21 protein-coding genes and 1 pseudogene are annotated in these 26272 nt (G+C 74.7%); 10 read left to right on the top strand and 12 right to left on the bottom strand.

Annotation, left to right across the window (positions count from 1 at the left end):
• Both E9529_RS18805 and E9529_RS22995 read left to right on the top strand, forming a co-directional pair.
• Positions 1-811 (top strand): 1-acyl-sn-glycerol-3-phosphate acyltransferase (locus tag E9529_RS18805; protein ID WP_236832800.1); only part of this gene is annotated, 811 nt, incomplete at its 5' end.
• Between the two features lie 37 nt (positions 812-848).
• Positions 849-1809 (top strand): annotated as a pseudogene (locus E9529_RS22995) (MsnO8 family LLM class oxidoreductase).
• 256 nt (positions 1810-2065) lie between these two features.
• Here E9529_RS22995 and E9529_RS18790 read toward each other — a convergent pair.
• A complete protein-coding gene (locus tag E9529_RS18790) occupies positions 2066-2422 on the bottom strand; it encodes a nuclear transport factor 2 family protein (protein WP_236832798.1) in 357 nt (118 codons plus the stop codon).
• Between the two features lie 306 nt (positions 2423-2728).
• Here E9529_RS18790 and E9529_RS18785 point away from each other — a divergent pair, with 306 nt between their 5' ends.
• Together E9529_RS18785 and E9529_RS18780 are read left to right on the top strand one after the other, a co-directional pair.
• A complete protein-coding gene (locus E9529_RS18785; RefSeq protein ID WP_236832797.1) occupies positions 2729-4291 on the top strand; it encodes a phospholipase D-like domain-containing protein in 1563 nt (520 codons plus the stop codon).
• Between the two features lie 56 nt (positions 4292-4347).
• Positions 4348-4833: a cupin domain-containing protein gene (locus tag E9529_RS18780; protein WP_236832796.1), complete on the top strand. Its 486-nt coding sequence runs from the start codon at positions 4348-4350 to the stop codon at positions 4831-4833.
• A 66-nt stretch (positions 4834-4899) separates the two neighbouring features.
• Here the strand turns inward: E9529_RS18780 and E9529_RS18775 are convergent, their stop codons facing one another.
• The 4 genes from E9529_RS18775 to E9529_RS18760 form a co-directional block, all read right to left on the bottom strand.
• Complete coding sequence (locus tag E9529_RS18775; RefSeq protein ID WP_236832795.1) at positions 4900-5562, bottom strand: hypothetical protein; 663 nt, start codon at positions 5560-5562, stop codon at positions 4900-4902.
• Positions 5559-7523 carry a multicopper oxidase domain-containing protein gene (locus tag E9529_RS18770; protein WP_236832794.1) on the bottom strand — a complete coding sequence of 655 codons (1965 nt, stop codon included), beginning with the start codon at positions 7521-7523 and terminating at the stop codon, positions 5559-5561. The genes E9529_RS18775 and E9529_RS18770 overlap by 4 nt, the downstream gene beginning before the upstream one ends.
• Positions 7524-8000: 477 nt before the next feature.
• Complete coding sequence (locus tag E9529_RS18765; RefSeq protein ID WP_236832793.1) at positions 8001-9602, bottom strand: glycosyl hydrolase family 28-related protein; 1602 nt, start codon at positions 9600-9602, stop codon at positions 8001-8003.
• 51 nt (positions 9603-9653) lie between these two features.
• Complete coding sequence (locus E9529_RS18760) at positions 9654-11150, bottom strand: exopolysaccharide biosynthesis polyprenyl glycosylphosphotransferase (RefSeq protein WP_236832792.1); 1497 nt, start codon at positions 11148-11150, stop codon at positions 9654-9656.
• A 145-nt stretch (positions 11151-11295) separates the two neighbouring features.
• Here E9529_RS18760 and E9529_RS18755 point away from each other — a divergent pair, with 145 nt between their 5' ends.
• Together E9529_RS18755 and E9529_RS18750 are read left to right on the top strand one after the other, a co-directional pair.
• Entirely contained in the window at positions 11296-12219 is a 924-nt protein-coding gene (locus E9529_RS18755) for a sulfotransferase (RefSeq protein ID WP_236832791.1), read from the top strand.
• Complete coding sequence (locus E9529_RS18750) at positions 12216-13433, top strand: glycosyltransferase (RefSeq protein WP_236832790.1); 1218 nt, start codon at positions 12216-12218, stop codon at positions 13431-13433. The genes E9529_RS18755 and E9529_RS18750 overlap by 4 nt, the downstream gene beginning before the upstream one ends.
• On the opposite strand, the gene E9529_RS18745 is transcribed toward E9529_RS18750, so the two are convergent.
• Both E9529_RS18745 and E9529_RS18740 read right to left on the bottom strand, forming a co-directional pair.
• Entirely contained in the window at positions 13396-14607 is a 1212-nt protein-coding gene (locus E9529_RS18745; RefSeq protein WP_236832789.1) for a glycosyltransferase family 4 protein, read from the bottom strand. The genes E9529_RS18750 and E9529_RS18745 overlap by 38 nt on opposite strands.
• A complete protein-coding gene (locus E9529_RS18740; protein ID WP_236832788.1) occupies positions 14568-15494 on the bottom strand; it encodes a sulfotransferase in 927 nt (308 codons plus the stop codon). Before E9529_RS18740 ends, E9529_RS18745 begins: the two co-directional genes overlap by 40 nt.
• A 520-nt stretch (positions 15495-16014) precedes the next feature.
• On the opposite strand from E9529_RS18740, the gene E9529_RS18735 reads away from it, so the two are divergent.
• Positions 16015-16635: a hypothetical protein gene (locus tag E9529_RS18735; protein ID WP_236832787.1), complete on the top strand. Its 621-nt coding sequence runs from the start codon at positions 16015-16017 to the stop codon at positions 16633-16635.
• 44 nt (positions 16636-16679) lie between these two features.
• On the opposite strand, the gene E9529_RS18730 is transcribed toward E9529_RS18735, so the two are convergent.
• On the bottom strand, positions 16680-18083 hold the full coding sequence (locus E9529_RS18730) for a hypothetical protein (protein WP_236832786.1): 1404 nt from the start codon (positions 18081-18083) through the stop codon (positions 16680-16682).
• Between the two features lie 149 nt (positions 18084-18232).
• Here E9529_RS18730 and E9529_RS18725 point away from each other — a divergent pair, with 149 nt between their 5' ends.
• Entirely contained in the window at positions 18233-19105 is an 873-nt protein-coding gene (locus E9529_RS18725) for a sulfotransferase domain-containing protein (RefSeq protein ID WP_236832785.1), read from the top strand.
• 54 nt (positions 19106-19159) lie between these two features.
• Positions 19160-20074, top strand: a complete 915-nt coding sequence (locus E9529_RS18720) for a hypothetical protein (protein WP_236832784.1) — start codon at positions 19160-19162, stop codon at positions 20072-20074.
• A 21-nt stretch (positions 20075-20095) separates the two neighbouring features.
• Here the strand turns inward: E9529_RS18720 and E9529_RS18715 are convergent, their stop codons facing one another.
• The 4 genes from E9529_RS18715 to E9529_RS18700 form a co-directional block, all read right to left on the bottom strand.
• On the bottom strand, positions 20096-21049 hold the full coding sequence (locus E9529_RS18715; protein ID WP_236832783.1) for a UDP-glucuronic acid decarboxylase family protein: 954 nt from the start codon (positions 21047-21049) through the stop codon (positions 20096-20098).
• 132 nt (positions 21050-21181) lie between these two features.
• Complete coding sequence (locus E9529_RS18710; protein ID WP_236832782.1) at positions 21182-22897, bottom strand: heme peroxidase family protein; 1716 nt, start codon at positions 22895-22897, stop codon at positions 21182-21184.
• A gap of 127 nt (positions 22898-23024) precedes the next feature.
• Entirely contained in the window at positions 23025-24677 is a 1653-nt protein-coding gene (locus E9529_RS18705) for an ABC transporter permease (RefSeq protein WP_236832781.1), read from the bottom strand.
• Positions 24674-25597, bottom strand: coding sequence for an ABC transporter ATP-binding protein (locus tag E9529_RS18700; RefSeq protein ID WP_236832780.1), 924 nt, complete (start codon positions 25595-25597; stop codon positions 24674-24676). The genes E9529_RS18705 and E9529_RS18700 overlap by 4 nt, the downstream gene beginning before the upstream one ends.
• Before the next feature lie 75 nt (positions 25598-25672).
• Here E9529_RS18700 and E9529_RS18695 point away from each other — a divergent pair, with 75 nt between their 5' ends.
• A complete protein-coding gene (locus tag E9529_RS18695) occupies positions 25673-26170 on the top strand; it encodes a GbsR/MarR family transcriptional regulator (RefSeq protein ID WP_236832779.1) in 498 nt (165 codons plus the stop codon).
• The last annotated feature ends 102 nt before the right edge of the window (positions 26171-26272 follow it).

The raw sequence follows: 26272 nt of genomic DNA, 5'->3' as shown, positions 1-26272 counted from the left end.
GGGGCTGGGCGGGCGGTGGTCCGTCGCGGCCCACTACACGGTGCTGCGCCTGCTGCTGGACGCGCTGATGCGGATCGGCCGCCGGCTGTTCGCGCTGCGGCTGGTGACCGACGGCGAGTCGTGGTCACCGCTGGACGACGGGCTCCCGGGCTCGACCAACGCCATGGTGGTGCTGTCCCGGCACGCCGGCCCGGGCGACTCGTTCCTGCTCGTGCACACCCTGATGGACCGCGACCACCTGCGCCGGCCGCGGATCGTGCTCAAGGACGTGCTGCAGCTGGACCCGGTGATCGACGTCTACCTCAACCGGCTGCCCAACCACTTCGTCCCGGCCGACCAGGCCGGCGGGTACAGCTCGGAGCAGGCGATCGCCGACCTCGCCCGCGACCTGGGGGAGGAGGACGCGCTGCTGATCTTCCCCGAGGGCGCGAACTTCACGACCCGGCGGCGCACCCGCGCGATCGACCGGCTGCGCGAGCGGGGGCTGCTGAAGGCGGTGCGCCGGGCCGAGGAGATGCGGCACGTGCTGCCGCCCCGGCCCGCGGGGGTGGCCGCCGCCCTGGCCGCGGCGCCGCACGCCGACGTCGTCTTCGTGGCGCACACCGGGCTGGAGCACCTGAGCACCCCGCGCGACGTCTGGCGCGGCCTCCCGCTGGACAAGACGCTGCACCTGCGCTGGTGGTTCGTCCTGGCCGCCGAGGTCCCCCGGGACCCGGCCGAGCAGGTCGACTGGCTCTACCGGTGGTGGGAGACCATCGACGGCTGGGTCGCCACCACGTCGGCGGCCGAGCGGGGCACGCCGCGGGCGTAACGGAAGCCGCGCGGGTGGTCCCCGGTTGCACCGCGGTGTGAGGCTCTCGCTGCTCGACCGCTCCCGCACCCGTGCCGGCCACCCCGAGGCGGCGGCGCTGCGGCACACGGTCGAGCGGGCGGTCGGGGCCGAGCGGACGGGCTACCACCGCTTCTGGGTGGCCGAGCACCACGGCGTGCCCGGCATCGCCTCGGGCGCGCCCGCGGTGCTGCTCGCGGCCGTCGGCGCGGCGACCTCGACGATCCGGCTCGGGTCGGGCGGGGTGATGCTCCCCAACCACCAGCCGCTCGTGGTGGCCGAGCAGTTCCTGGTGCTCTCCGCGCTGCACCCGGGGCGGATCGACCTCGGGGTGGGCCGCTCGCTGGGGTTCACCCCGCCGGTGCGCCGGGCGCTGCGCCGCACCGGCGAGGAGCCGGACACCTTCGCCGAGGACCTCGTCGAGCTGCGCGGGTACCTCGAGCGGACCGGTTCCCCGGCCCATCACCGGGGAACCGGTCCCGCTGTCGGTGCTCGCCACCGGCCGGGGCGCCGCGGTCGCCGCCGCGCTGGGCCTCCCGCTGGTGCTCGGCGGGCCGGTGCTGGACCGGCCCGAGCTCGCGGACGTGCTCGCGGGCTACCGGCGCGACTTCCGCCCGCACCGGGGCAGCCGCCCGCACGTCACGGTCTCGCTCGACGTCCTGGTGGCCGACACCGACGCCGACGCCCGCGAGCTGGCGCTGCCCGAGGTGTGGGCGATGGCCCGCTCCCGCCGCACCGGCGTGTTCGACGTCCTGGAGCCGATCGATCGGATCCGCGGCACGCGCTGGGACGACCTGGACGCGCGCCGGGTCGAGCAGGGCCTGGCGGCCGCCACCGCCGGCCGGCCCGCGACGGTGCGCCGCCGCCTCGAGCGGCTCGCCGAGCGCACCGGCGCCGACGAGCTGCTCGCCAGCGGCGCGACCTACGACCGGGCGGCGCTGGCCGCCTCCGACGCCGCGCTCGCGGCGCTGCTGCGCTGAGCCGCGGACCCGGCCCGCCGTCCTCGTCGGCCGGAGCCCGCCCGCCGCTGCTGACGGTGCGCGGCTGCGGTGCCGCTCCCGCGCGATGGCCGACGCCGCCGCGCGGGAGCGGGGTGCGGGCACCTGGGGGGAGAGGACGACGGTCACCTGTGCGCCCTGGACCTGGTCGAGCGGCTGGTTCCCGGCGCGCGGGCCGCGTGCCCGTCGCCGAGTGCACCGGCGTGCGCTGACGGGCAGCCTGCCCCGCCCGAGACCGCTAGGTGGACCCGGTGTCCATGCGGGCGACCAGCCCGTCGTCGTCGAACGTGTACACGTGGCGGACGTCGCTGATCTCGAGGATGGTGCCCGCCCGGTCCCGGAAGACCTGGTGGACGGCCACCTCGACCGTGCCGTCGTCGCGCTCGGTGAAAGCGGTGGGGCGCACGTGTGGGCTCACCTCGGCCCACAGCGCCTCCCAGTAGCGGCCGACGGCGTCCCGCCCGGCCAGCCGGCCGCCCCGCCATCCGTCGGGCCAGTCGACCGCGGGTGACATCGCCGCGAGGACGGCCGCGACGTCCCGGGTGTGGAAGGCGGCGTAGAGGGAACGGAGCAGCTCCTCCCGGTCTGCGGGCACGGCGGGACCTCCAGGGGTAGCCATCGCCGGGGGGCGACCGCTCCCGGCAGCGGGACGCTACCGGTCGCGGCACGGTCGCGGCGGCGGTGCCGCCACGGGCCCGGAGCCCCTGTGCTGCCGCGGCATGGCGCGCTCCGGGTGCGTCGCCCCGACCGACTGGAGACGCCGGTCGTCGTGACCGGGTGGGCCTGCGCGGCCGCGATGGCCGTCCTGGCCCGCCGCTGACCAGGGGCCGGGGGCCGGACACACCCCCCGTGGAGAGGGTCGGCGCTGGTCCCCTCGGGGCCGGACGGGCACACTGCCCGTGTGAGAGGCGGCGGCGAGGCGAGCACCGATCCCGGCATCGCGCTTCCCGCGCCGGACGGGGAGGGCGGGCGCCCGGCCCCGGGGGCGCCGCTGCTCATCCCCGGTGAGACCTGCTGGCGCATCGAGCGCGCCGCCCGGTTCGCCATCTTCGTGGACGCTGCCGGGTACTTCGCCACGCTGAAGCGGGCGGTGCAGTGCGCCGAGCGCCGGGTGCTGTTCATCGGCTGGGACTTCGACCCGCGCATCCGGCTGGACCCGCTCGGCGGCGGGCGGCCCGAGGAGGACCAGCTGGGTGCGGTGCTCGAGCGCGCCGTGGAGCGCAACCCCGCCCTGGAGGTCGGGGTGCTGCAGTGGGACCTCGGCATGCTGCGGGCCCTCGGCCGGGGGCTGGCGCCGATCGTGCTGCTCGACCGGCGCGCCCCCGACCGGCTGACCTTCGCCGTCGACACCCACCATCCCGTGGGCGGCGCGCACCACCAGAAGATCGTGGTGATCGACGACTCTCTCGCCTTCGCCGGCGGCATCGACGTGACCGCCGACCGCTGGGACACCTCCGACCACGCCGACGAGAACCCCGACCGGTGCCGCCCCGTCAACGGCCGCGGTACCGGCCGGCCCACGGGGCCGTGGCACGACGCGACCAGCATCATGACCGGGCCGGCCGCCCGAGCCGTCGCCGAGCTGGCCCGCGAGAGGTGGGAGAGCGGGACGGGGGAGCGGCTCGAGGAGCTCGAGGAGGTGGCGGACTGCTGGCCCGAGGGGGTCGAGCCGCTGCTCTCCGACGTCGACGTGGCGATCGCCCGCACCCGGCCCGAGCACGGCGGCACGCCCCTGGTGCACGAGGTCGAGCTGCTGTGGCTGGCCGTGATCGCCGCCGCGCGGCGGTCGCTGTACGTGGAGAGCCAGTACTTCGCCAGCAGGCGCATCGCCGAGGCCGTCGCCGAGCGGCTGCGCGAGCCCGACGGTCCCGACGTCGTCGTCGTCAACCCCTGGACCGCCGACGGGTGGCTCTCGGAGAAGGCGATGGGGACCGCGCGCGCCACCGTGCTGGAGATGCTGCGCGAGGCCGACGTCCACGACCGGTTCCGGCTGTACACCCCGGTGACCGAGCAGCGCGCGCACATCTACGTGCACGCCAAGGTGACCGTGGTCGACGACCGCCTGCTGCGCATCGGGTCGAGCAACGTGAACAACCGCTCGATGGGGCTGGACACCGAGTGCGACCTGGCGATCGAGGCGGTGGAGGGGCAGCCGGGTGCCGAGGAGGTCGCGGCCACCATCGGCGGCTTCCGGGACCGGCTGCTCGCCGAGCACCTCGGCTGCACGCCGGAGGAGGTCGCCGCCGCGGTCGAGGGCACCGGCTCGCTGGTTCGGGGCATCGAGCAGCTGCGCCGGCCGACCGGGCGCTCGCTGGTCCCCTTCGAACCGCCCGAGCTCGGCCCGGCCGACCGGGCGATCGGGGAGTCGGAGGTCATGGACCCGGAGACGACGCCGAACCGCTGGCGCCGGGTCGAGCGGTTCTTCGCCCGCCGCCGGCGCCCGCGCAGCCGCGCCCGCGCCTGAGGCGCCGCACGACGTGACCGGTGGAGGCCGGTCCGGACCGGAGGACAGGAGCGACCGTGTCGTTGCACCGGCACTACCCACCGGACCTCTACCGCGGCACCACGGGTGAGGTGAGCGCCTGGCTGCGCCCCGCGGCCGGCGAGCCCGACACGACCTCGGCGAACGGCGTGACCTGCGAGTTCCTCGCCACGGGAGCGCAGACCGGCGGGCGGTTCGGCCTGTACCGGTGGACCTTCGGCCAGGAGGAGTCGGGCCCGGCCGCGCACTTCCACCGCTCCATCTCCGAGCAGTTCTACGTGCTCTCCGGGCACGTCAGCCTCTTCGACGGGCGGTCGTGGAAGGACGCCGGACCGGGTGACTTCCTCTACGTCCCGGAGGGCGGCGTCCACGGCTTCCGCGGTGGGGACCACGCCACGATGCTGCTCATGTTCGCGCCGGGCGGCCCGCGCGAGGAGTACTTCGAGACCCTCGCCCGGGGCGCGCGGATGTCGCCGGAGGAGCGCGCGGAGTTCATGCTCCGCCACGACACCTACTGGGTCTGATCCACCGGCGAGGCAGCAGGGCCCGGCCCTCGCGGTGCGGGCCCCGCTGCCGGTCGCGCGAGGGGATCAGGCGAGGACGCCGGTGAACCAGAGCACCCAGGCGAGGACGCCCAGGGCGAGCACCGCGTCGACGGTGCGGCGCCGCCAGGCGGCCGGCTGGAGGGCGGCGAGCGCCGCGACCAGCAGCAGTTCGGCGGCGACGGCGGCCTGGCCGACGAAGCCCGGCGCGTGCCGGGCCCCGCCGACCTCGCCCGCCATGGCGACCGGCCCCGGGGACGAGACGGCCACCCCCTCGGAGAGGTCGACCCCGGTCACCGGGTCGAAGCCGGGGAGGTGCGCCGCACCGCCGTGCCCGCCGTGCGCAGCGGCATCGTGGACCGCGAAGGCGTCGAGCAGGCTGGTGGTGTGGGCGACGAGGTACAGCCCGATCAAGCCCACCGTGGCCGCGAGGGCGGACGTGACCAAGCGCGGGCCGGGCCGGATGTCGGTCCAGCTGCTCATCAGCAGCCACGCGGCGAGCCCGAGCTGGGCGAACCCGGTGGCCAGGAAGAACCCGACCGCGAGCTCACCGGCCTCCAGGTGGTCCACCGCGGCGACCAGGTGCAGGCCGCCGGCCACCGCGGCCCCGAGCGCAGCGGCCCGCAGCCACCGGGCGACCCGCCGGCCGTGGCCGCGTCCCGGGGGCGAGACCACCGCGGGCTGCGCCGCGGCGGCCGCCGCCGTGCTCACGGGGTGCCGCCCGTCGAGGTCGGCTCCGACGTCGTGGTCGGCTCGGTGGTGGTGGTCGGCTCCGACGTCGTGGTCGGCTCGGTGGTGGTGGTCGGCTCGGTGGTGGCCGTGGGCTCTGCGGTCGTCGTCGGCTCGGTCGTCGTCTCGACGGCGTCGGTGGTCTCGACGGTCTCCGTGGTCTCCGGGGCGACGGGCTCCTCCACCGGCGCCTCCTGCGGCACCAGCGGCGGCGCCGGCAGCGGCTTGGGCGGATCGCTGCGGATGGAGTCGCAGTCGATGTCGTGGTGACCCACCTGGTACTGGACCATCATGTCGTGGTCCTCGTGCGAGAGGTTGTGGCAGTGGATCATGTAGCGGCCGTCCTCGTGCTCGAAGCGCATGAGCAGCCTGACCGTCTCGTTCTCGCCCACGTAGACGACGTCCTTGGGCCCGCGCTCCTCCGGCCGCGGCGGCCGGCCGTTCCGGCTGAGCACCTTGAAGTCGATCAGGTGGATGTGCAGCGGGTGGAACCAGCCGCCGGAGCTGTTCTCCACGTCCCAGATCTCGATGGCGTCCCGCTCCACGGCGGCGAAGAGCAGCTCGTAGTTGGACCGGACGACGTCGTCCCAGATCGTGTCGTTGATCTGCCATTCGCTGTTGCCCCGGTGCAGGCGCATCTTCCGTACGGCGCTGCGGTCGGCGGCCTTGAGGGTCATCACGGGGTGGGGCGCCCCGAGGACGTTCGGGGAGAGGTTGCCGTCGAAGCTCGTCACGCCGCGGCCCACCTCGAACTGCATGATCTTGCCGGTGTGGTCGAAGTCGCGGGCGTTCTCGACGCCGTCGTTGAGCAGCTGGACCTTGGCGCCCTTGAGGTCCTTGAAGTCGAGGATGAACTCCAGCCGCTCCGCCATGCCGATGGTGAACTCGGTGACGGTCTGGGCGAACTGCATGAAGCCGCCGTCGGTGGCGATGATCTTGAACGGCATGCCGTTGCTCATCCGGAGCTTGTAGCCGCGTGCCAGTGAGCCGTTGAGCATCCGGAACCGGTACTTGCGCGGCTCGACCTTCATGTTGGGCCACGGCACGCCGTTGACCAGGATCACGTCGCCGTAGACCCCGGAGTCGCTGTCGTCGTCGAACAGCAGCTGGCCGTCCTCGGTGAACATGACGTCGCTGAGGATCAGCGGGAACTCGTACTGCGGCTTGCCTTCCACGGCCTTCTGCCGGTCCCAGCGGGGTATGCCGAGGCTCTTCTCCAGCTCCTCGTCCACGATGTGGTACTGGGCGGCCAGGCCCATGTACACGTTCTCCGCGGTGTGATGCACCCCGTGGTCGTGGTACCAGAGCGTCCGCGGCGCGCACGAGTTCGGGTACTGGTAGTTCTTCCACTCGCCCGGGTTGGTGAGGTCGCCGGCGTAGCCGTCGTACTGCGGCTTGGAGGGCGAGCCGTGCAGGTGCGTCGAGGTCCACGGGACGTAGTTCAGGGTGGGGTGGCGCCGGGGCAGCTCGTTGAGCACCTGCATGACCGTGCGCCGGGGGATCTTGCGGCCCGGGTTGTCGGGGTCGGGCTGCAGGTAGGTCCGGATCGTCGGGCCGGGGACCGAGCGGTTGTAGCCCCACATCTTGGTCCACATGCCGGGGATCAGCTGGACCTGCACGTTGGTCTGGGTGATGCGGTAGTAGTCGGTCCCCAGGTACTCCGTCCCGAGGATCGGCTCACCGGGGTAGTGGCTGTTGCCCGGCACCGGCACGTAGTCGTCGGGCACGTACCCGAAGACGTTGCTGCGGACGTCGTCGCGGACGACCGGCTCCAGCACCTGCGGCGCCTTGAAGGCCTGGGTGTACGGCCGGGGCATCTTGCTTTCGTCGAGATCCGATGCGGATTTTGCCGACACGACACCCTGCAGGGGCAGCGTCAGCGCGGCGGCGCCGGCCGCCGAGAGCTTCAGGACGTCGCGTCGGTTCAGGTCGGGCGTTTCCATCGGTACCGCTCCTCGGCAGATCCGCTGTTCTCGGCGGAAATGCTTCTCGCGCGGGTTCACCCGTCACAGCCGAAGCGAGGGGGGCGACCCCTCCCACCATTTGGGGGGTCCATTCCGGAAACGCCCGGAGCCTTTTACGCAATGCGATGACGACGTTCCCGTGCGTGGCTTGAGAACGGCAAGCGAGCCCCTGACCAGCGACGATCGCGGAAGGCGATGCCGGCCAGGCGAACTCGTTCCAGAACTCGTCCGCCGTCCGCAAAAGCATGACTCGTCGTCGCTGTTCGCAGACCCGGAGTGACACTTCCCGGCACAGGAGAATCGCACGAAGTAGTTTCGGCGGTGGGGTTGCCGGGGCGCCGGTCGCCCTGTGCGCACGCGCAGCACGCCGGAGCACCCGCCTCGGCGAGGTCGAGGCAGGTGCTGCGGCGTGCTGCCCGCGGTGTGGGTCCCCGGGGGTGGGGGCAGAGGTGGCCGTCAGGCGCCGGTGTTGCCCCGCACGACGGTGCCGGTCGCGCGGTCGGTCACGGGCTCGGCGTGGCTGATCCCGGTGAAGTCGTTGCCCTCGATGACGACGCCGGTCGACGCCGGCGACACACGGATCGCGCGCGCGGTCGATCCGGCCCCGGCGTCCGCGAAGGTCGACCCGGCGACCCGTGCCCCGGAGACGCCGAGCAGGTCGACGGCCCAGAGGCTGTGGAGCTCGGTGAACCGGCAGTCCTCGACGGACAGGGCGGTCACCGGGTTCGCCGGCCCGACCACCAGCAGGCGCTTGCCGGGGGCGCCGACGAACGAGCAGTCGTGGAAGCGGGGCCGGTCCGTGCCGTCCACCACGACCGTCGTCGGAGCGGCTCCGGACGGGGCGGTGAAGGTGCAGCCGTCGAAGGTCAGCCGGCTGATGTTCGGACCACCCACCCGCACCGGGCTGTTCACGGCGTTGAGGACGTCGGTGCGCGTGAAGGTCACGTCGCGGATGGCGCCCCGCGACGCCGGGTCGGTCTGCACCCGGATCTCCTGGGTGGAGGCGTCCGCGGCGCCGGACATGTCGACCGTGCAGTCGGTGAAGGCGAGCCGCTCGATCGCGCCCCGGCTGTGGGTGTTCTTGACGACGATGCCCCGGTTGACGGCCGAGCCGTGGCAGTCCTGGAACGAGCAGTCCACCACCGAGGCGTCCATGTCGGTCGTCCCCGGCTCGCCGCCGGTGAACTCGAGCAGCGCGACCATGAACCGGCTCGCCGAGCTCGCGCCGGTGCACCCGACGAAGCGGCCGCCGGTGATGCTCTGGTTGTACAGCGTGGGTTCGGCCTCCGGGTTCCCGATCGGCACGAACTGGAAGCAGTCGTCGCCGGACTCGACGTGGCAGCCGGTGCCGAGGAAGTCGGCGCCGCCGATGACCCGGATGCCGCCGGTGCCGAACTCCGGCGCGCTGCCGCGGACGGTGACGCCGTCGATGCGGCCGCGGTCGCCGGCGAACATGACCGCCTGCCCGCCGGCGTAGGTGTCGATGGTGACGTCCGCGACGGTCACGTCGTCCCCGTAGAGGGCGAGCACCACGCCGGTCCTGGTGTGGTCGCGGGCGCCGATGGTGCCCGGCCCGGTGATCCGCACCTCGTTCGACTTCACCGCGAAGTCGGCGTTGCGCAGGAAGGCGTCGATCATCCCGGGCGGCGCGGCCCAGTCCTTCAGCAGCCGGGCGCGCCGGTCGAGGTGGAGCTGGACGCCGGAGCGCAGCAGCAGCCCGCTCGTGCACCGGTAGGTCCCCGCGGGGACGTAGGCGACCCTGCCACGCCGCGCCGAGGCGTCGAGCAACCGCTGCAGGGCGCGGGTGTCGTCCTCCCGGCCGTCGCCCTCGGCGCCGTAGTCGCGCGCGTCCAGGACGTCGTCCTCGTCCTTCCGCGGGACCAGCGGGGTCGTGCCGGCGGGGGAGGGGCCGGCCGTGGTGAGGCCCGCGAGCAGCGGGGACGCCAGCCCGGCGCCGCCGAGCAGCAGGAGCCCGCGGCGGCTCAGCGGGGGGCCAGCCGGCCGGGCAGGGGTCTCCGGGGTACCGGGGGTCCGGGCGTCGGAGTGGTGATCGCGCATGGTCTTCTCGTCTCGGGAGGGGCGCCGGCCGCCGCCGGTGCGCGGGTGCGGCTAGCAGTTGGCGACGGTGCGGACCGCCGTGCGGAAGGCCTGCCTCTGCACGGCGGCCACGGTGCGGATCAGGATGACGACGTCACGCCAGAGCGACCACTGCTCGATGTAGGCGTTGTCGAACCGGGCGCGCTCCTCGATGGAGGTGTCCCCGCGCAGGCCGTGGACCTGCGCCCAGCCGGTGAGGCCGACGGTCAGCCGGTGGCGGTCGCGGTAGCCGTGCACCGAGTCGGCGAAGCGGGCGGCGTACGTGCACTCCTCGGGCCGGGGGCCGACGAGGGACATGTCGCCGCGGAGGATGTTCCAGAGCTGCGGCAGCTCGTCGAGGCTTGTCCGCCGCAGCACGGTCCCGATGCGGGTCTGCCGCTGCTCGACGTCGACCTGCCTCGCGTGCATCGTGCTCCGCGTCGACCCGGCGGCGACCGGGGCCTCGTCCGCGGCCATCCGCAGGGTGCGGAACTTCAGCATCTCGATCCGTGCGCCGTCCTGCCCCGTCCGCGGCTGCCGGAAGAGCACCGGGCCCGGGCTGCTCACCCGCACGGCCAGGGCGAGCAGGCCCATCACCGGGGCCAGCAGGGCCAGCGCCGTGCCGGCGACGGCGACGTCGACCAGCCGCTTGACCTGGCGGGCCCCCCGGCGCAGCGCGGCCCGGCGCACGCGGTGCAGGGGGATGCCCCACAGGTCCTCGACGTCCGGGCCGCCGGCGGCCATGCCGACGTCGAAGAACCGCGGCACGACGTAGACCTCGATGTCGCGGAGGGCCGCGCTGCGCACCAGGTCGACCAGCGCGGCCTCGCGGGTGGGCCCGTAGGCGACGACGACCTTGCGCACCCCGTAGGTGTCCAGCACCAGCTCCAGGTCCTCCAGCCGCCCGAGCGGCTCGCGCTCGTCGAGCGGCCTGCCGTCGGCGAGGTAGCCGACCCCGCGCAGCCCGAGTTCCGGGTGCTCGCGCATCGTGGCCAGCAGCTCCATGCCCAGCCGGCCCCCGCCGACGACCAGGGTCGGGTCCGCGACGACCGCCCGGCGGCGCGCGGCGCGGACGGCCGCGTAGCCGAGGCCGCGGCCGACGACCACGCACGGCACGGCCCACGCCGCGTGCAGCGCGACCGCCGCGGCGGAGGAGGGGAGCACGGGCGCGACCAGCAGCAGCGCCACGCCCAGGCGGGGGAGCAGGCGGGGGGCCTCGTCGAGGACGGAGAGGGTGATCCGCGGGTGGTGGGCGCCGGTCGCGGCCAGCACCAGGAGCGCCACGACCGCGAAGACCACACCGGCGGCGCCGGGACCGCCCAGCCACGTCATCGGCAGGGCGAGGGCGGCGGCGTCCACGGCGAGCAGGCCGGCCCGGACCAGCGCCGTGCGGTCGTGGACCCGCTCGGGCGGTGCGAGGTCGACCGCAGTGCTCCGCAGGGAGGGGGCGGGCCGGGTGCCGCCGTGCGACCGCGGCCGCGGCACACCCGGCAGGGCGACCCCGCCCCGCTGGTAGGACACCTCGGTCATCGCGCCCCCGTCTCCGTCGTCGTGCGGCACAGACTCCGTGGCCGGCGGTGCGGGGGACAGGTCCACGCGTGGGGGGCGCCCACCCCCCAAATCGTGGGGTGGTGCAACGGACCGTCCGGGGTCGCGCGCCGCTAGCATCCCGGCGATGGGGGCAGCCGCGAACTTCCTGGTCATCGGGGCAGCCCGGAGCGGGACGACCGCGCTCACCTCGTTCCTGGGCGAGCACCCCGACGTCTTCGTCTCCACCCCGAAGGAGCCGCACTTCCTCGCCTTCCCCGGTGGCGCCCCGCGCTTCACCGGCCTGGGCGACGACGACCTGGTCAACCGGACCGCCGTCCGCGACGAGGCGGCGTGGCGGGCGCTGTTCGCGGGCCGCCCGGAGCGGGGCCTCGGTGAGGGGTCGGTGACCACGCTGGCGCACCCCGCCACGGCGATCCCTGCGGTCGAGCGGTGCTGCGCGCCCGGGTGCCGGCTCGTGGTCATGCTGCGCGACCCGGTCGACCGGGCGTTCTCCAGCTGGCAGTACCTGCGCTCGCGCGGCTACGACGCCGGCACGTTCGAGGAGTGCCTGGCCGCCGAGGAGGAGCGCACCCGGGCCGGGTGGAGCCACATGTGGCAGCTCCACCGCCTCAGCCGCTACGCCGAGCAGCTCGCGCCGTTCGCCGCCGCGTTCGGGGACCGCCTGCTCGTCGTCGTCCAGGAGGAGTTCGCCGCGGACCCGACCGGTCAGCTGCGGCGGGTGCTCGAGTTCCTGGACGTGGACCCGGCCGTCGACATCGACCCGTCCCGCCGGGTCAACGCCTCGGGCCTGCCGCGCAGCCGCGCCGTCACCTCCGCGCTGAACGCCCTGCGCCGCTCCCCGTCCCTGCGGCGGCTGGTCACCGCGGCCGTTCCGCACCGGCAGCGGGAACGGATCCGCTCGGCGAACCTCGACCCGACGGCGATCGACCCCGCGACCCGTGCCGCGCTGGCGGCCTCCTTCGCCGACGACGTGGGCGCGGTGCAGGACCTGCTCGGGCGCCGGCTGACCGCGTGGCCGACCGCCGCGCTCGTGGAGGGGGGCTCGTGAGCGCTCGGATCAAGGTGCTGCAGCTGACCGGCATCACCGTCGGCGGATCGGCCGAGCACCTGCTGCAGCTGGCGACCCAGCTGCCCCCGGACCGGTTCGAGACCACGATCGCGCTCTCCGGCGGCGGGCCGCTGGACGCCGCGATCCTGGGTTCCGGGCTGCCGGTGCTCGACTACGCTCCGTCGCACGGTGCCGGGCACTTCAAGCAGGCGACGCCGGACGGGCCGCTGGAGCTGCTGCGCCAGTTCCGGCGGCTGCGCGCCGACATCCGGCGGCACCGCTACGACGTCGTCCACACGCACACCTCGGTGGCGGGCGCGATGGGCCGGGTGGCGGCGTGGTCGGCCGGCACGCCCGTCCGGCTGCACATGCTGCACGCCTACGCCGGTCACGCCGGGGTGCCGCAGCCGAAGCGCTCGCTGTACCGGCTGGTCGAGCGGGTGCTCGGGCTGGTCACCACGCACTACGTCGCGGGGTCGGCGTTCATCCGCGACGTCGGGGTCCGCAACCGCCTCTTCCGGCGCGCGGACTGCACGGTCATCCCGTACTCGACCCGGATGACCGTGGGCGACGGCACGGCGTCCGGCCGGGCCCGCCTGCGGGACGAGCTCGGGGTGCCGCCCGACGCGCCGCTGGTCGCGCTGGTCGGCCGCATCGAGGACCAGAAGGGGGTCGACCTGCTGGTCCGCGCCGTCCCCGCGGTGCTCGAGCAGGTGCCGCGGGCGCACGTCGTCGTCGTCGGTGACGGGACGCGGCGGGAGGAGAGCGAGGCGCTGGCCGGGGAGCTCGGCGTCGCCGGTCACGTGCACTTCACGGGCTGGCGGCACGATCTCGCCGACGTCATGCGGGCGGTCGACGTGCTGGCCCTGCCGTCGCGCTGGGAGGCCTTCGGCATCGTGAACCTGGAGGCGATGGCGGCGGCCAGGCCGGTGGTCGGCTTCGGTGTGGAGGGCGTCCCGGAGGTCGTCGTCCACGGGGAGACCGGCCTGCTCTCGCCGGCGGGCGACGTGGACGGGCTCGCCCGCGACCTGGTGCGCGTGCTGACCGACCCGGAGCTGGCCGCGCGGCTCGGCGCGGCGGGACGCCGGCGGTTCGTCGAGCACTTCGCGCCGGATCGGATGGTGCAGGCGCACGTCGAGCTCTACGAGGACCTGCTGGCGCGGCGCCGCGGCCGGGTCAGCCGCCGTCGAGCACGCCGCGGACGAGCCGGCTGAACGTGCGGCCGAGGTCCTCGACCCGGTAGTGGGCGCGGATCAGGGCCGCGCCCGCCGCCCCCATCGCCGCCCGCTCGGCCGGCGGGAGGGCGGCCAGCTCCGCGATCCGCGCCCGGACCGACGCCGGGTCCTCGCTGACGGCCAGCAGCCCGTCCCGGCCCGGCTCGAACACCGGTGGCCGACCGGAGCAGTCGGTGAACACCGTCGGGCAGCCGGCCGCCATCGCCTCCATGACCGCGAGCGGCAGGGCGGGGCCCTCCCACCGGGCGGTGTGCACGTACCCGTCGGCCGCGGCCAGGAGCCTCGCGACGTCGTCCCGCCAGCCGAGGAAGGTGACGGTGCGCTCCAGGCCGAGGTCGCGGACCTGGCGGTGCAGGGACGCCGCCCAGCCCTGGGTGCGGCGGGCGGCGACGGAGTCCCCGGCCGATCCCACCAGCGCCACCCGCACCGGTGCGGGCAGGCCGTCGAGGGCCGCCAGCAGGACGTCCTGGCCCTTCTGCCGGTCCAGCCGGCCCACGTTGAGCAGCAGGAGGTCCTCCTCGCCGGCGCCCATCTCCGCCCGCAGCCGCGCCCGCTCCGCGGGGGCGAGCCGGACCGGCGGGGAGACGGCGATGCCGTTGGGGAGGACGACGGTGCGCTCCGCCGGCACCCCGAAGCCGGTCATCTCCTCCTGGACGACGGCGGAGGTGCAGACCGCGAGCGTGGTGGACCGGGCGACGACGGCCCGGTAGCCGCGCCGCTTCAGGGCAGCCAACGGCCGCGGCCCCCAGAAGTGGTGCTGGTTCTGGACCATCAGCACGCCCGGCACCCCGGCGCGGGCGGCCGCCAGCAGGGCCGGGGCGCGGTCCCGCTGGTTGACGCCGATGACGCAGCGCCCGCCGTCGCGGCGCACCCGATCGGCGAGCGCGGGCACGAGGCGGGGGTCCCAGGGGCGCTCGAGCCGTGGCTCCAGCACGGTCGTCACGCCGAGGGCCTCGACGTCGGGGAGGATGCTCGGCCGCGGGACGGCGCCGTGCACGAGGGTGAGGTCGAAGCCGTCGGCGCGCAGCGCGCGGGCGAACTCCAGCGCCATCTTGGCCGCACCCGTGCGGTCGGGCAGGCGCAGGGTCATGAACAGGCGCCCGGCCTCGCCGGTCACCCGGCGCCGCCCGCCGGCCGTTCGAGCGAACGCCACGCGGCCACGTCCAGGCCGGTGACCTGCTCGAGCAGGTCGAGGTCGGGGGCCAGGTCGGCCACCAGCGCGCGCCGGGTCTCCGGCCGGTAGCCGATCCGCACGATGTTGCGGGCGACGATCCGCCGCCGCAGCCCGCGGCGCAGCGACGTCGGCAGGAGGGGCGAGACCAGCTTCTTCAGCGGGTGGTGGGTGCTGACCACCCGGCCGAGGAACCGGCTGCGCGGCTCGCCGGAGCGGTGGGGGTCCGGGGTGGTGGTGCGGGGGACCGGCGGCACCCCGAGATGCGCGTACACCCGGGCGAGGACGGCGTCGGGGTCGGCCGTCATGTCCTCGTGCCGCAGGACCAGCAGCTGCTCGCGCGGGAACACCTCCAGCGCCCGGCTCAGCTGCTCCCCGTAGCGGCTCATCCCGACGTAGTGCCAGATGTGGTGCCAGCCCTCGGCGATCCGGCGCGGCTCGTCGGCCAGCGCCTGCTCGAAGGTCGCGCAGGGTTCCCAGCCGCGGGTGCGCATGAACCCGTACGCCGACAGGGCCCGGTCCACCGGGTCCCGGAGGAGGCACACCAGCCGGGCGTCGGGGGCCATCTCCCGGACGCGGGCCATCGCCCCGGGGTGGTACATCGTCGACACCGACGCCTCGCCGCGGAGCTGGTCGGGGCGGGCGTCCCGGTACAGCCGCAGGTAGGCCTCCCGGTCGGGTACAGCGAGCCGGTTGATGGTCTGCCGGTCCCCGGGACCGGTGAACGCCGGCGTCGTCCCGGCGAGTGCGAAGTAGTGCGGCTCCTTGGGCTCGGTGAGGAAGAGCCCGGGGTGCTCGGCGAGGTACTGGTAGAGCGCGGTCGTCCCCGAACGCGCGGCGCCGATGACGAGGAACTGCGGCCCGGTCACCACCCACCCCCGCGCGGCAGCGCGACCGTCCGGATCCCGAGGGTCCGGTGGGCGGCGCGGGCGAGGTGCAGGTTGCGGGCGCCCATGGCCACCGCGGCCGCCGCGGCCACCCCGGTGCCGCCCCAGGCCGCGCCCCACCAGGTGGCCAGCCCGGCGAACGCCAGGCGGTGGACCAGACCGCGAACCGCCGCACCGGCTCCGCGAGCTCGGTCAGCCGGCCACCGGCCGACGCCGCCGCCACCCGCGGCGCGAGGGTCCGCATGCCGATGGCGGTGGGCACGGCGACCAGGACGGCGATCCGCACCGCGACGGCGAAGACGGCGACCTCCTCGACCGGGGCCACCACCGCGAGCAGCCACACACCGGCCTGCGGCAGGGTCGCGGAGGCCAGGGAGGCGACGGCGAACGCGCCGCCGGTGCGCAGCAGCCGCCACGGGGAACCGTCACCGTCCGGCCCGCCGGTGGCGCCCGCCGGGGCCTCGGCATCCGGTCCGTCGTCGTCAGCCGTCCGCCCGGCCGCGTGCCGACCGGCCGGCACCACCTCGCGGGACAGGAGCAGCAGGGCGGCGAGGACGACCACGGACTCGACCGCGACCGTCCACGCCACCGCGGATCGCGCCGACAGGGTCGCGGCGGCACCGGCCGCGCCGGCCAGCAGGACCACCACGAGCACCACCCGGCGGACGTGCTCGCCGAACACCAGGGCCAGGCCGAAGCGGTTCCGCGCCCGCAGCACGTTGACCAGCACCGGGCAGAGGGCCGCTGCCGGCAGCCACAGCGCCACGAGGAGCACCAGCGGCCGGTACGCCGAGGCCGGGGTGCCGGCCGCGACCGCCGCCGGGCCGGCCGCCCACTGCCAGACCCCCGCGGTGACCACGACGCCGACGGCCTGCGCCAGCACCAGCCGCCGCAGCAGGTCCGCGTGGGTCCGGCGCGGCCGCTGGGCCACCGCGATGGTGGCCACCTGCGGGAGCCCGAACTGGGCGAGGACCGCGAGGAAGGTCAGCCAGCTCAGCGCCCACGACAGCGCACCGAACTCGGCGGTGGACAGGACGCGCGCCCCGACCAGGGCGACGAGCAGGCCGCTGACGACGGCGGCGAGCTGGCCGACGGCGACCAGGACCGTGTCGCGGCGGAGTGACCGGCGTGCGCCCGCGCGCCTCTTGTCACCGGTGAGCGGTGCGGTCACCGGGCGGACACCGCCCGCCCGTCGGCGGCGTCCTCCCCGGCCGGCGGGGCCGTGGCGCCGGCCTCGTCACCGTCGCGGCCCCGCCGGAGGAAGAGGTTGAGCAGCACGGTGAACGCGAGGAGCGGCAGGCCGATGGCCACCCACTTCGGCGCCGAGGTCGCCCAGACGCCGCCGGGGAAGACCCGGATCATGAAGACCAGGCTGAAGCCCCACACCAGCGGATCGCGCAGGAACCGGCGGAAGGCGAACTGACCCGCCCGGGCGACCAGGCCGCTGAGCAGACCGCCGAGCACGATGCCCGGGTAGCCCAGGTTCACGTACCAGTCGCCGACCGGGGTCGCCGGGAAGCCGTTGTTCCGGTCGATGTAGGTCTGGGCCAGCTGCACGGCGGGGGAGACGAAGGGCTCCTGCGGGCCGGAGAGCACCGACGGCACCGCGGCCACCGAGCCGTCGACGAAGTCGGCGCCGCCGGTGAAGTCGAATCGGTCCGGCCAGTCGTCGAGGTAGAGGAGCAGGGCGTCGTAGAACGTGTTGTTCGTGGCGACCGCGACCTGGCGGACGGTGCCCTGCCCCTCGATCGTGGGTGCCAGGTCCCCCCAGAGCACCGTGTCGCGGGCGGCGCGCAGCGAGAACGCCAGCGCCAGGGCCAGCACCGGCACCAGGAGGAAGCGGAGGCGCCAGCGCGGGTCGCGCAGCCACTGCCCGTCGGGGCGGCGGGCGGCGCGGCGTCCGGTCCGGCCGAAGATCAGCGCACCGGCGAGCAGCGCGATGGCCGAGAGCACCGGCACGTCACGGGCGCCCCAGGTCCAGCTCAGGTAGCCGTTCAGCGCGACGAGCCCGAGGAGCAGCAGGCGCGGCAGGCCGGCGCCGCGCACCGAGAACCAGGCCGCCACGCCGAGCAGCGCGGCCAGCAGCGGGAGGGTCCGCAGCGCCCGGCTGTCGGTCAGGGAACGGTCGACCTTCGAGGCCTGCAGCAGCCCGGACGGGCCGCCGTACCGCAGCCACAGCGCGACGGTGGCGGCCGCGGCCGCGGCGCTCAGGACGACGGCGAGGACGACCAGCACCCGTGGCGGCAGGGGGCCGCGCAGCTGGGGGAAGAGCACCGACACGGGCCGGACCAGCGGGGTGGTCAGCCGGGCGCCGGCCCACAGGGCGACCAGGAACAGCACGACGACCGCCTGACCGCGCAGCAGCAGCAGCTCGGTGTCCCGGTCCTGGAACAGCAGGGTGGGGAAGGGGCTGTCCAGCCCCACCGCCAGCACCAGCGGGCGCCACACCAGCTGCAGCGCCAGGTAGTAGAGGACGAGCGCCATCGCGTCGAGCGGGTGGCGCACCAGAGCCCGGTAGACCAGCGCCCACACGACCGCGGACGCGGCCACGGCGAGCAGCGGCGCGATCACGGCCGCGCCACCACGTCGTGGGAGAGACCCACCGCACCTCCGACCTGCCCCGTCCGGCGACGGCTGGGCGGCGAGGCTAACGCAGCGGGGCGCGTTGCGGGAGGTCTCGCCGTTTCGCCGCACCGGATCGTTCCCCTAGCATCCGGCGGGTGCGCCCGGGCCCGACACTGATGATCGTCGGCGCGCCGAAGAGCGGGTCCACCGCGCTGTTCCACTTCCTGGCCCAGCACCCGGACGTGCGCAGCCACGTGCACCGGGAGATGCCGTTCTTCGGCCGGGACGAGGAGTTCGCCCGCGGGTGGGGGCACGCCCTCGAGAAGTACTTCCCGCCGTCGGTGGGGGGAGCGCCGCTGGTCGCCAAGCACACGATGGCGATGTACGACCCCGGGGCGGTGCGCCGCATCGTCGAGACGACGTCCGCGGTCGTGGTCGCCGTCCTCCGCGACCCGGTGCCCCGCGCGTACTCGCACTTCCAGTACGCCCGGCTGCGCGGGTGGGAGGACGCCGCCACCTTCGAGGAGGGGCTGGCGCGGGAGGCGGGCCGGGCGGTGAGCGCTCCGCCGCTGGCCCGCGACATGCAGTACGTCGGTAACGGCGTCTACGCGCCGCACGTGCGGGCGCTGCTGGGGACGGTGCCGCCGGACCGGCTGCGCGTCTACCTCTCCGACGACCTGCGCGCGGACGCCCCGGGGGTCTGCGCGGAGCTCTTCGCCCTTGCCGGCCTCGCCCCGCACGCCCCGGACGCCGCGACGGGGCACAACGAGGCGCGGTCCCCCCGGTCGGCGTGGTTCGCCCGGGCCTTCCTCGCCGCGCAGCGGCCGGGGAGCCCCGCGCGCCGTCTCCTCGCCCGCGTCCCCAGCCGCACGCTGTACCGCGCCCGCCACCTGGTCAACCGGCTGAACGAGGCGCCGGCGGCCCACCCGCCGATGGACCCCGGAACCGCTGCCGCGCTGCGCGCCCGCTTCGCCGGGCCCAACGACGACCTCGCGGAGGCGCTCGGTCGATCACTCGCTGGCTGGTGATCGTGATGCGACCGAGACCACAGGATCGCCTGTCCTGCAGGTACCTTCACCGCCGTGCTGGAGACCGCGCCTGACGGAACGTCGCACCCGAACGCGGACCGCGGGGGCATCCACAGGGACGATGCCGACCGGTCCGGGTCCGCCGAGTACCTCGCGGCGCTCCGGCGCTACTGGTGGCTCGCGCTCGCCACCTTCCTCGTCGTGCTGGCGGTGGCGGTCGGCTCCCTGTACGTCCTCGGCCCCGTGTACCGGGCGGACGCGGAGGTGCTGGTCTGGACCGAGGACAGCCGGCAGCTCTTCCCGCGGACCGGCGGCACCTCGGCCGGCGCCCTGATCCGCTCCCCGGAGGCGGAGCTGGTCTACGTCAGCGGTGACGAGTTCCAGCAGATCGCCGCCGAGGCGGCCGGGGACGAGGCCGAGGTCGAGGTGCGTGCCGCCGCCGAGTCCAGCGCCCTGCTCTTCGTCGCGGAGGCCGATGACGCGGTCGGCGCCCGGGAGGCGGCGCAGACCTGGGCCGAGACCTACGTGGCGACCCGCCACGCGAGCGACGTCGCCGAGACCGCCGCGCTGCGGGATCTGCTGATCGGCGACCGCGATGCGCTCCAGGCGCGGCAGCAGGAGATCCTCCAGCCGGTGGCCGCGCTCGACGAGGCCGTGGCGGTCGAGACCGACCCGATCGAGCTGTCCCGGCTGCTCAACCAGCGGCTGGCGATCCAGCGGACGCTCAGCTCGCAGCTCGACCCGGTCGAGACAGAGCTGCGCCGGCTCAACACCCAGATCGCGAGCCTGGACGTCGACCTGCGGGTGATGGAGGACCCCGAGGCGCTCGCGTACATCAGCAGTGCGGCCGAGCTCCCCGAGGAGCGGGCGGACGGGTCGCTGCAGCGCAACCTGCTGGTCGGCGTCGTCGCGGGCCTGGTGCTCGCGGGCGGCGCCGTCGCTGCGGCGCAGGCGCTGCGCCGCCGCTGAGCGGCGAGCCCCGCTCCGCCCTCAGCGGGCGGAGCGCACGACGTCCGGGTGCGTGGAGAACCAGTCGATGGTGCGCTTGAGCCCCTCGTCGAGGGAGACCTGCGGCTCCCACCCGAGCGTCCGGCGGGCGAGCGCGATGTCGGGCTGGCGGACCGTCGGGTCGTCCTCGGGGCGGGGGACGAAGTCGATCGGCGAGGCCGAACCGGTCAGCTCCCTGATGCGCCGGGCCAGGTCGATGACCGGGAACTCGTGCGGGTTGCCGATGTTCATCGGCCCCGGCTCCGACGACAGCAGGAAGCGGACGAGCCCCTCGACGAGGTCGCTGACGTAGCAGACCGACCGGGTCTGGCTGCCGTCACCGGCCACCGTGATCGGCTCCCCGGCGAGGGCCTGCCGGATGAAGGTGGGGATCGCCCGGCCGTCGCGGGGTCGCATCCGGGGGCCGTAGGTGTTGAAGATGCGCACGATCGCGGTGTCGATGCCGTGGGTGCGCCGGTAGGCCGACGTCAGCGCCTCCGCGAAGCGCTTGGCCTCGTCGTACACCCCGCGTGGCCCGACCGGGTTGACGTTGCCCCAGTAGCTCTCGGGCTGCGGGTGGACCAGCGGGTCGCCGTAGGTCTCCGACGTGGAGGCGAGGAGGAACCGGGCGTTCTTCTCCTTGGCCAGGCCGAGGGAGTGCAGGGTGCCGATCGAGCCGACCTTCATCGTGTGGATGGGCAGCTCGGCGTAGTCCACGGGGGAGGCCGGGGAGGCGAAGTGGAGGACGTGGTCCACCGGCCCCGGGACGTGGATGAAGTCGGTGACGTCGGCCCGGACCAGCCGGAAGCCCGGTCGCTCCAGGAGGTGCTGCACGTTGGCCGGCGTCCCGGTGAGGAAGTTGTCGAGGCACAGCACCTCGACGTCGCGGTCGAGCAGCGCCTCGCACAGGTGCGACCCGAGAAAACCGGCCCCGCCGGTCACGACAGCACGGGACATCGGTGCTCATCTCCTCCTGCATCGGGTGATCCGGTGGTCGGGCACCGTAGCCCCGCCGGCGGCCCCGTGGGGCCCCGGCAGCGGTGGACGGCGCGTGCGCGGTGCGACGGTCGCCCCCCGGGGGCCCGCACCTCACGGGGTGAGGAGGTTCTCCGAGCCGACCGGGGAGGTCGCCTCCGGGTTGATCTCCTCCTCGGGCTCCAGCGGGAGGGCGCCGGTCTCCTCGACCTCGTCCTCGGGCTGGGAGATGCGCGACCGCGGGTCGAGCGCGCCGGCCAGGAGGATCAGGTCGCCGACGGTCTTCTTCTCCTGCCACTGGAACGAGGGCTTGCGGTTGAAGTAGGACTCGGGGTCCAGGGCCATGATGCCGAGGATCGTCTCGGCGACGATCCGGCCGCCGACCGGGCCGAGCCGGCGGCCGCCGGCGAGGAGCTCGGCCTCCTTGAGCACGTAGTACCAGAGCGGCGCCTTCCCCTCCCAGCCCGGCTGCTTGAGCCCCAGCTCGGCGTTCGTGAGCGGGGTGACGCCCATGGCGGTGGCGACGTCCTGTCCGCAGGGGAGGCCCAGCCGCTTGCCGCGCAGCAGGTTGCGCTCGGCGAGGGCGACGATCGCCTTGCTGGTCGGCGCGACCACGGTCGACGGCAGCGTGAACAGCGGCAGCGACAGCTGGGTGTCGATGAGCCGGGCCATGTTGCGGTCGTCCGGGGGCTCGAGCCCCGGGATGTCGAAGAAGTAGTTCCAGTCGCACCACAGGTTGGCCGGGATCGGCCGGTTGCCGCGCAGGTCCTCGAAGCCGTCCGCGCCGAAGATCGGCACGGTGTGCCCGTCCTGCATCTCGTACTCGGCGCGGATCATGCTGTGCCCGAACCGGTAGGCCGCGCCGGAGTACTCGATCGGCATGTAGGGGTTCTCGGGGTGCTCGGGCTTGTACAGGGTCCCGGTGAACTTGATGGTGCCGTCGCGCTTGATGAGGCTGCTCACGACCGGCTTCCCGACGATGCGCGGCAGGTAGTCGTTCACGATCAGCCACTGGTAGTGCCACCGGGTCTGCCGCTGCGCCTGGGCGTAGGTCATGCCCTGGTCCATGAAGGAGTTGTGCAGCCGGATGAAGACGGTGTGCAGCTGGGCGACGATGAGGTTCTCGTCGTTGCGCGGGTCGCCGAGGTGGGCCGCCCCGACGTCGTCGCGGGGCAGGTCGACCAGGTCGTCGTGCTCCCAGACCCGCAGGTAGCCGTACCGCTCGGGGTCGTAGAGCTGCGGGCTGCCCTTGATGCCCTTGCCGTAGACGCTGCCCAGGTCGAACCACGGGGTGTCGTAGTTCCGCATCGCCATCGGGTCCTGCAGCCGGTGGGTCAGCGGCGTCTTGTCCAGGGTCATGTCGTGGTCGACGAACTGGCCGAAGTAGATGTAGCCGGCCGGGATGCCGGGGTTGTCGAAGGCGACGTCGCTGTCCTTGACGTCGGACAGCGGGGCCTTGCCGTCGTTCATGCTCGCCGCGAGCCAGAGCAGCAGACCGTCGGTCGGGGCGAAGGGCGGCAGGTCCTTGAACATCAGCCCGAAGCGGGCCTCGAGCTTCCGGTCGACGCGCGCCGCGATCTCGGCGCCCCGCGGGTCGCCGACGGCGTGCGCGGCCGTCTCCGCGGGCGCCTCGGTCCCCGTCGTGGGGGCGGTCGGGTCGGTCACCGGGTCGGTGGTGACCACCTCGGCGCGCGCATGGCCGATCCCGCCGACGACGGGAGCCGCCGCGACCGCCAGCGCCCCGGCGAGGAAACCGCGGCGGGCCACCCCCCGCTCCCGCCCGGCGCCGCTGAACGGGCACCCGCCGCCTGCCTGCTGGGAGTCCTGCACCCTCATCGCCTCCACGCGTGGCCCGGACCCGGCGGCCCGGTGCGGGAGCAGCGTCGCCAGCGGGGCGGGCGGCGGGGCAGACGCGTCCGTGGGGTCGGCGCACCCCTAGTTCTGGGGTGCCCGGCGGCTACCCGGTCGCCAGGTCGCGCCGGCGGAAGCCGGCGAAGCTCGCGGCGAGGAGGGCGCCGGCGAGGGCGGTGAGCACCAGCACGGGGCCGGTGGTCCACGGCTCCAGCGGCATGAGCGGCACCCAGCTCACCGGGGAGAGGTCGCCGACCCACCCCGGCCAGTCGAACGACTCGGCGAACATCGTGATGACCAGGAAGAGCCCCACGGCGGCCCAGGACAGCGCCGCGGCCAGGCGGGGGAGCAGCCCGAACAGCGCGACCGCGATGCCGGCGACCACCCAGACGGCGGGCACGTAGGCGAGGGCCGCCCCCACCATCCGGCCGAAGGCGGCCGCCTCACCGGTCTGCAGCACGCGGACCACGCCGGTGGTGACGCCCGAGGCCGTCATGGCGAGGGCGGAGCCCACCAGCGCGACGGCGACGTGGCTGCCCAGCCAGGCCGACCGGCTCGTCGCCGTGGCCAGCACCGGCTCGGCGCGCTGGTCGGACTCCTCGGTCCGGGCGCGCAGCACCGAGGAGACGGCGTAGGCCGCCGCGAGCAGCGCGGTGATGCTGAACGTCGTGCTCAGGTAGGCGGAGACCAGGTCGTCGACGTCCGGGTCGCCGAACACCGCGAGCGCCTCCTCGTTGCCGGCGATCAGCGTCTCGACGGAGTCGGCCAGCGCGCCGTAGACCACGCCGAGCAGCGCCAGGCCCAGCACCCAGGCGAGGAGGGCGCCGCGCTGCAGCCGCACGGCCAGGCCGAGCGGGGAGCGGAGCCAGGGTGTCGCCGAGGCGCGGCCCGGGCGCGGCTGGGTGAGCCCGGCGCCGAGGTCGCGGCGGTCGAGCAGCGCGAACCCGCCGAGGACCAGGACGACGGCGACGACCAGGCACAGCAGGAGGGGGAGCACGGCGTCGTCGGAGAAGGGGTGGGCGGCCTGCGCCCAGCCGATCGGCGAGGTCCAGACGACCCAGTTGCCCTCGATGTCACCGACGGCGCGCAGCACGAAGAACACCGCGAACAGCCCGCCCACCAGGCCGTACACCGACCGGGTGTGACCCGTGACCTGCACGGCGACGGCCGTGATGCCGGTGAACACCTGCCCGGCCGCCCCGAAGGAGGCGCCGAGCACGAACGACCCGGTCGCCGGCAGGCCGGTCGCGGTGGCGCCGAGGCCCACCGCGACGGCCAGCGCGGCGCACGCCAGCGCGGCGAGCAGGACGGCGGCGAGCAGCGGGGCGTGCCGACCGACCCGGGCCGAGCGGAGGAGCTCGGTGCGCCCGGCCTCCTCGTCGGCGCGGGTGTGGCGGGTGACCGTGAACATCGCCATGAGCGCCGCGATCAGCATGACCGTCGCCGAGATCTCGAACGCGACCGCGCCGGCCACGGTGTCCAGCCCGACCGGCGGCCCGGCCAGGGCGATCGTCGCCGCGTTGCTGCCGACGGAGGCGCGGTAGGCCGCTAGCGCCCCGGGGCTGTCGTAGAAGGACTGGCTCGACACCGACTGCAGCGCCACCATCGCCGTCCCGGCGGCGATCCACACCGTTAGCCGGACGCGGTCGCGGCGCAGCGCGAATCGGAACAGCGCCGCCGTCCCGGTGGTGGTGGAGGAGCGGCCGGGGCGGTCCGGCGCGGTGGGACGGGCAGGGGCCTCGGACAGCTGCGTGCTCACGACCGCACCGGCTCCCGGGCCGCTGTGCCGTCATCGGCGAGCTCGTCGCCGTAGTGGCGCAGGAACAGCTCCTCCAGCGTCGGGGGTGCGCTGGTGAGGCTGACGACGCCGAGGCCGGTGAGGTGGCGCAGGGCGCCGTCGAGGGCGTCGGTGTCGACGTCGAAGCGCACCCGGCCGTCCTCGTGGCGGAGGTCGTGGACGCCGGCCAGGGACTCCAGGCCGGCGGCCGGGCGGACCGTCTCGGCGGTGATGGCGGTGCGGGTCAGGTGCCGCAGCTCGTCGAGGCTGCCGCTCTGCACCGTCCGGCCGTGGCGGATGATGCTCACCCGGTCGCAGAGCGCCTCGGCCTCGGCCAGGATGTGGCTGGACAGCAGCACGGTGCGGCCCTCGGCGCGCACCTCGCGGATGCACCCCTGGAAGACCGCCTCCATCAGCGGGTCGAGCCCCGAGGTCGGCTCGTCCAGCACCAGCAGCTCGGCGTCCGACGCCAGGGCGGCGACCAGGGCGACCTTCTGCCGGTTGCCCTTGGAGTAGGTGCGCGCCTTCTTGCGCGGGTCGAGGTCGAAGCGGTCGAGCAGCTCGGCGCGGCGGCGGGGGTCCAGCCCGCCCTGCAGCCGGCCGAGGAGGTCGATCGACTCCCCACCGGAGATGTTGGGCCAGAGCGTGACGTCGCCGGGAACGTAGGCCAGGCGTCGGTGCAGCGCGACGGCGTCCCGCCACGGGTCGCCGTCCAGCAGCCGCACCTGGCCGGCGTCGGGTCGCAGCAGGCCCAGCAGCACGCGGATGGTCGTGGACTTGCCCGAGCCGTTCGGGCCGAGGAAGCCGTGCACCTCGCCCGTGCTGACCTCGAGATCCAGGCCGTCCAGCGCCCGCGTCGCACCGAAGGTCTTGACCAGCCCCGCTACGGAGATCGCAGTCATGCCGGGAACGCTACAGAGGTTTCACGAATGTGTGAAGCTCATTGAGGACGGAACACTTCGGGTACCGTGGACGGCGTGACGGTCGCGGAGAACACCGACGCCGAGCGGGCTGCGCTGCTGCGCTTCGTGGAGCGGTTCGCGCTGGTGCTGCGCGAGTCGGGCATGCAGCCGATGCCGGCCCGCGTCTTCGCGTACGCGCTGGCCGACGACGCCGACCGCTACACCGCCGCGGAGCTGGCCGACGGCCTGCAGGTGAGCCCGGCGGCGATCAGCGGGGCGGTCCGCCAACTGGTGCAGATCGGCTTCCTCGTGCGCGAGCGGGAGCCCGGCACCCGCAGCGACCTGTACGTCCTGGACGACGGTCAGCTCTGGACCCGGTTCGTGACCGCCGAGCTGCAGGCCCTGCGCCGGTTCGAGGACGTCGTGGCGGCCGGCATCGAGCAGCTCGGCGCCGACCGGCCCGGTGGGCGCCGGCTGGTCGAGACGCAGGAGTTCTTCGCGTTCCTGGGCGAGGTGCTGGCCGACGCGGTCACCCGCTGGCCCGAGGAGCGCGAGCGCCGCCGGCTCGGCTGACCGCTCGGTAGCGTCAGGAAGCGTTGAACTTCGCCACGTCGATCTTGAAGTCGATGGCGTTGGGTGGACGTAGGGACTGCTGCAGTGTGATCCAGGCCGGGT

Source organism: Blastococcus sp. KM273128 (genome assembly GCF_021698975.1).
GTDB lineage: Bacteria > Actinomycetota > Actinomycetes > Mycobacteriales > Geodermatophilaceae > Blastococcus.
Note: the sequence above shows the minus strand (reverse complement) of the source record. Positions and strands in the feature narration are given on the sequence as shown.

What these genes read in the sequence shown, in the direction of transcription:
- E9529_RS18770 (WP_236832794.1), bottom strand. Translation starts at nt 7,523, where the DNA reads ATGGAAACGCCCGACCTGAACCGACGCGACGTCCTGAAGCTCTCGGCG.
- E9529_RS18765 (WP_236832793.1), bottom strand. Translation starts at nt 9,602, where the DNA reads ATGCGCGATCACCACTCCGACGCCCGGACCCCCGGTACCCCGGAGACC.
- E9529_RS18760 (WP_236832792.1), bottom strand. Translation starts at nt 11,150, where the DNA reads ATGACCGAGGTGTCCTACCAGCGGGGCGGGGTCGCCCTGCCGGGTGTG.
- E9529_RS18755 (WP_236832791.1), top strand. Translation starts at nt 11,296, where the DNA reads ATGGGGGCAGCCGCGAACTTCCTGGTCATCGGGGCAGCCCGGAGCGGG.
- E9529_RS18715 (WP_236832783.1), bottom strand. Translation starts at nt 21,049, where the DNA reads ATGTCCCGTGCTGTCGTGACCGGCGGGGCCGGTTTTCTCGGGTCGCAC.
- E9529_RS18700 (WP_236832780.1), bottom strand. Translation starts at nt 25,597, where the DNA reads ATGACTGCGATCTCCGTAGCGGGGCTGGTCAAGACCTTCGGTGCGACG.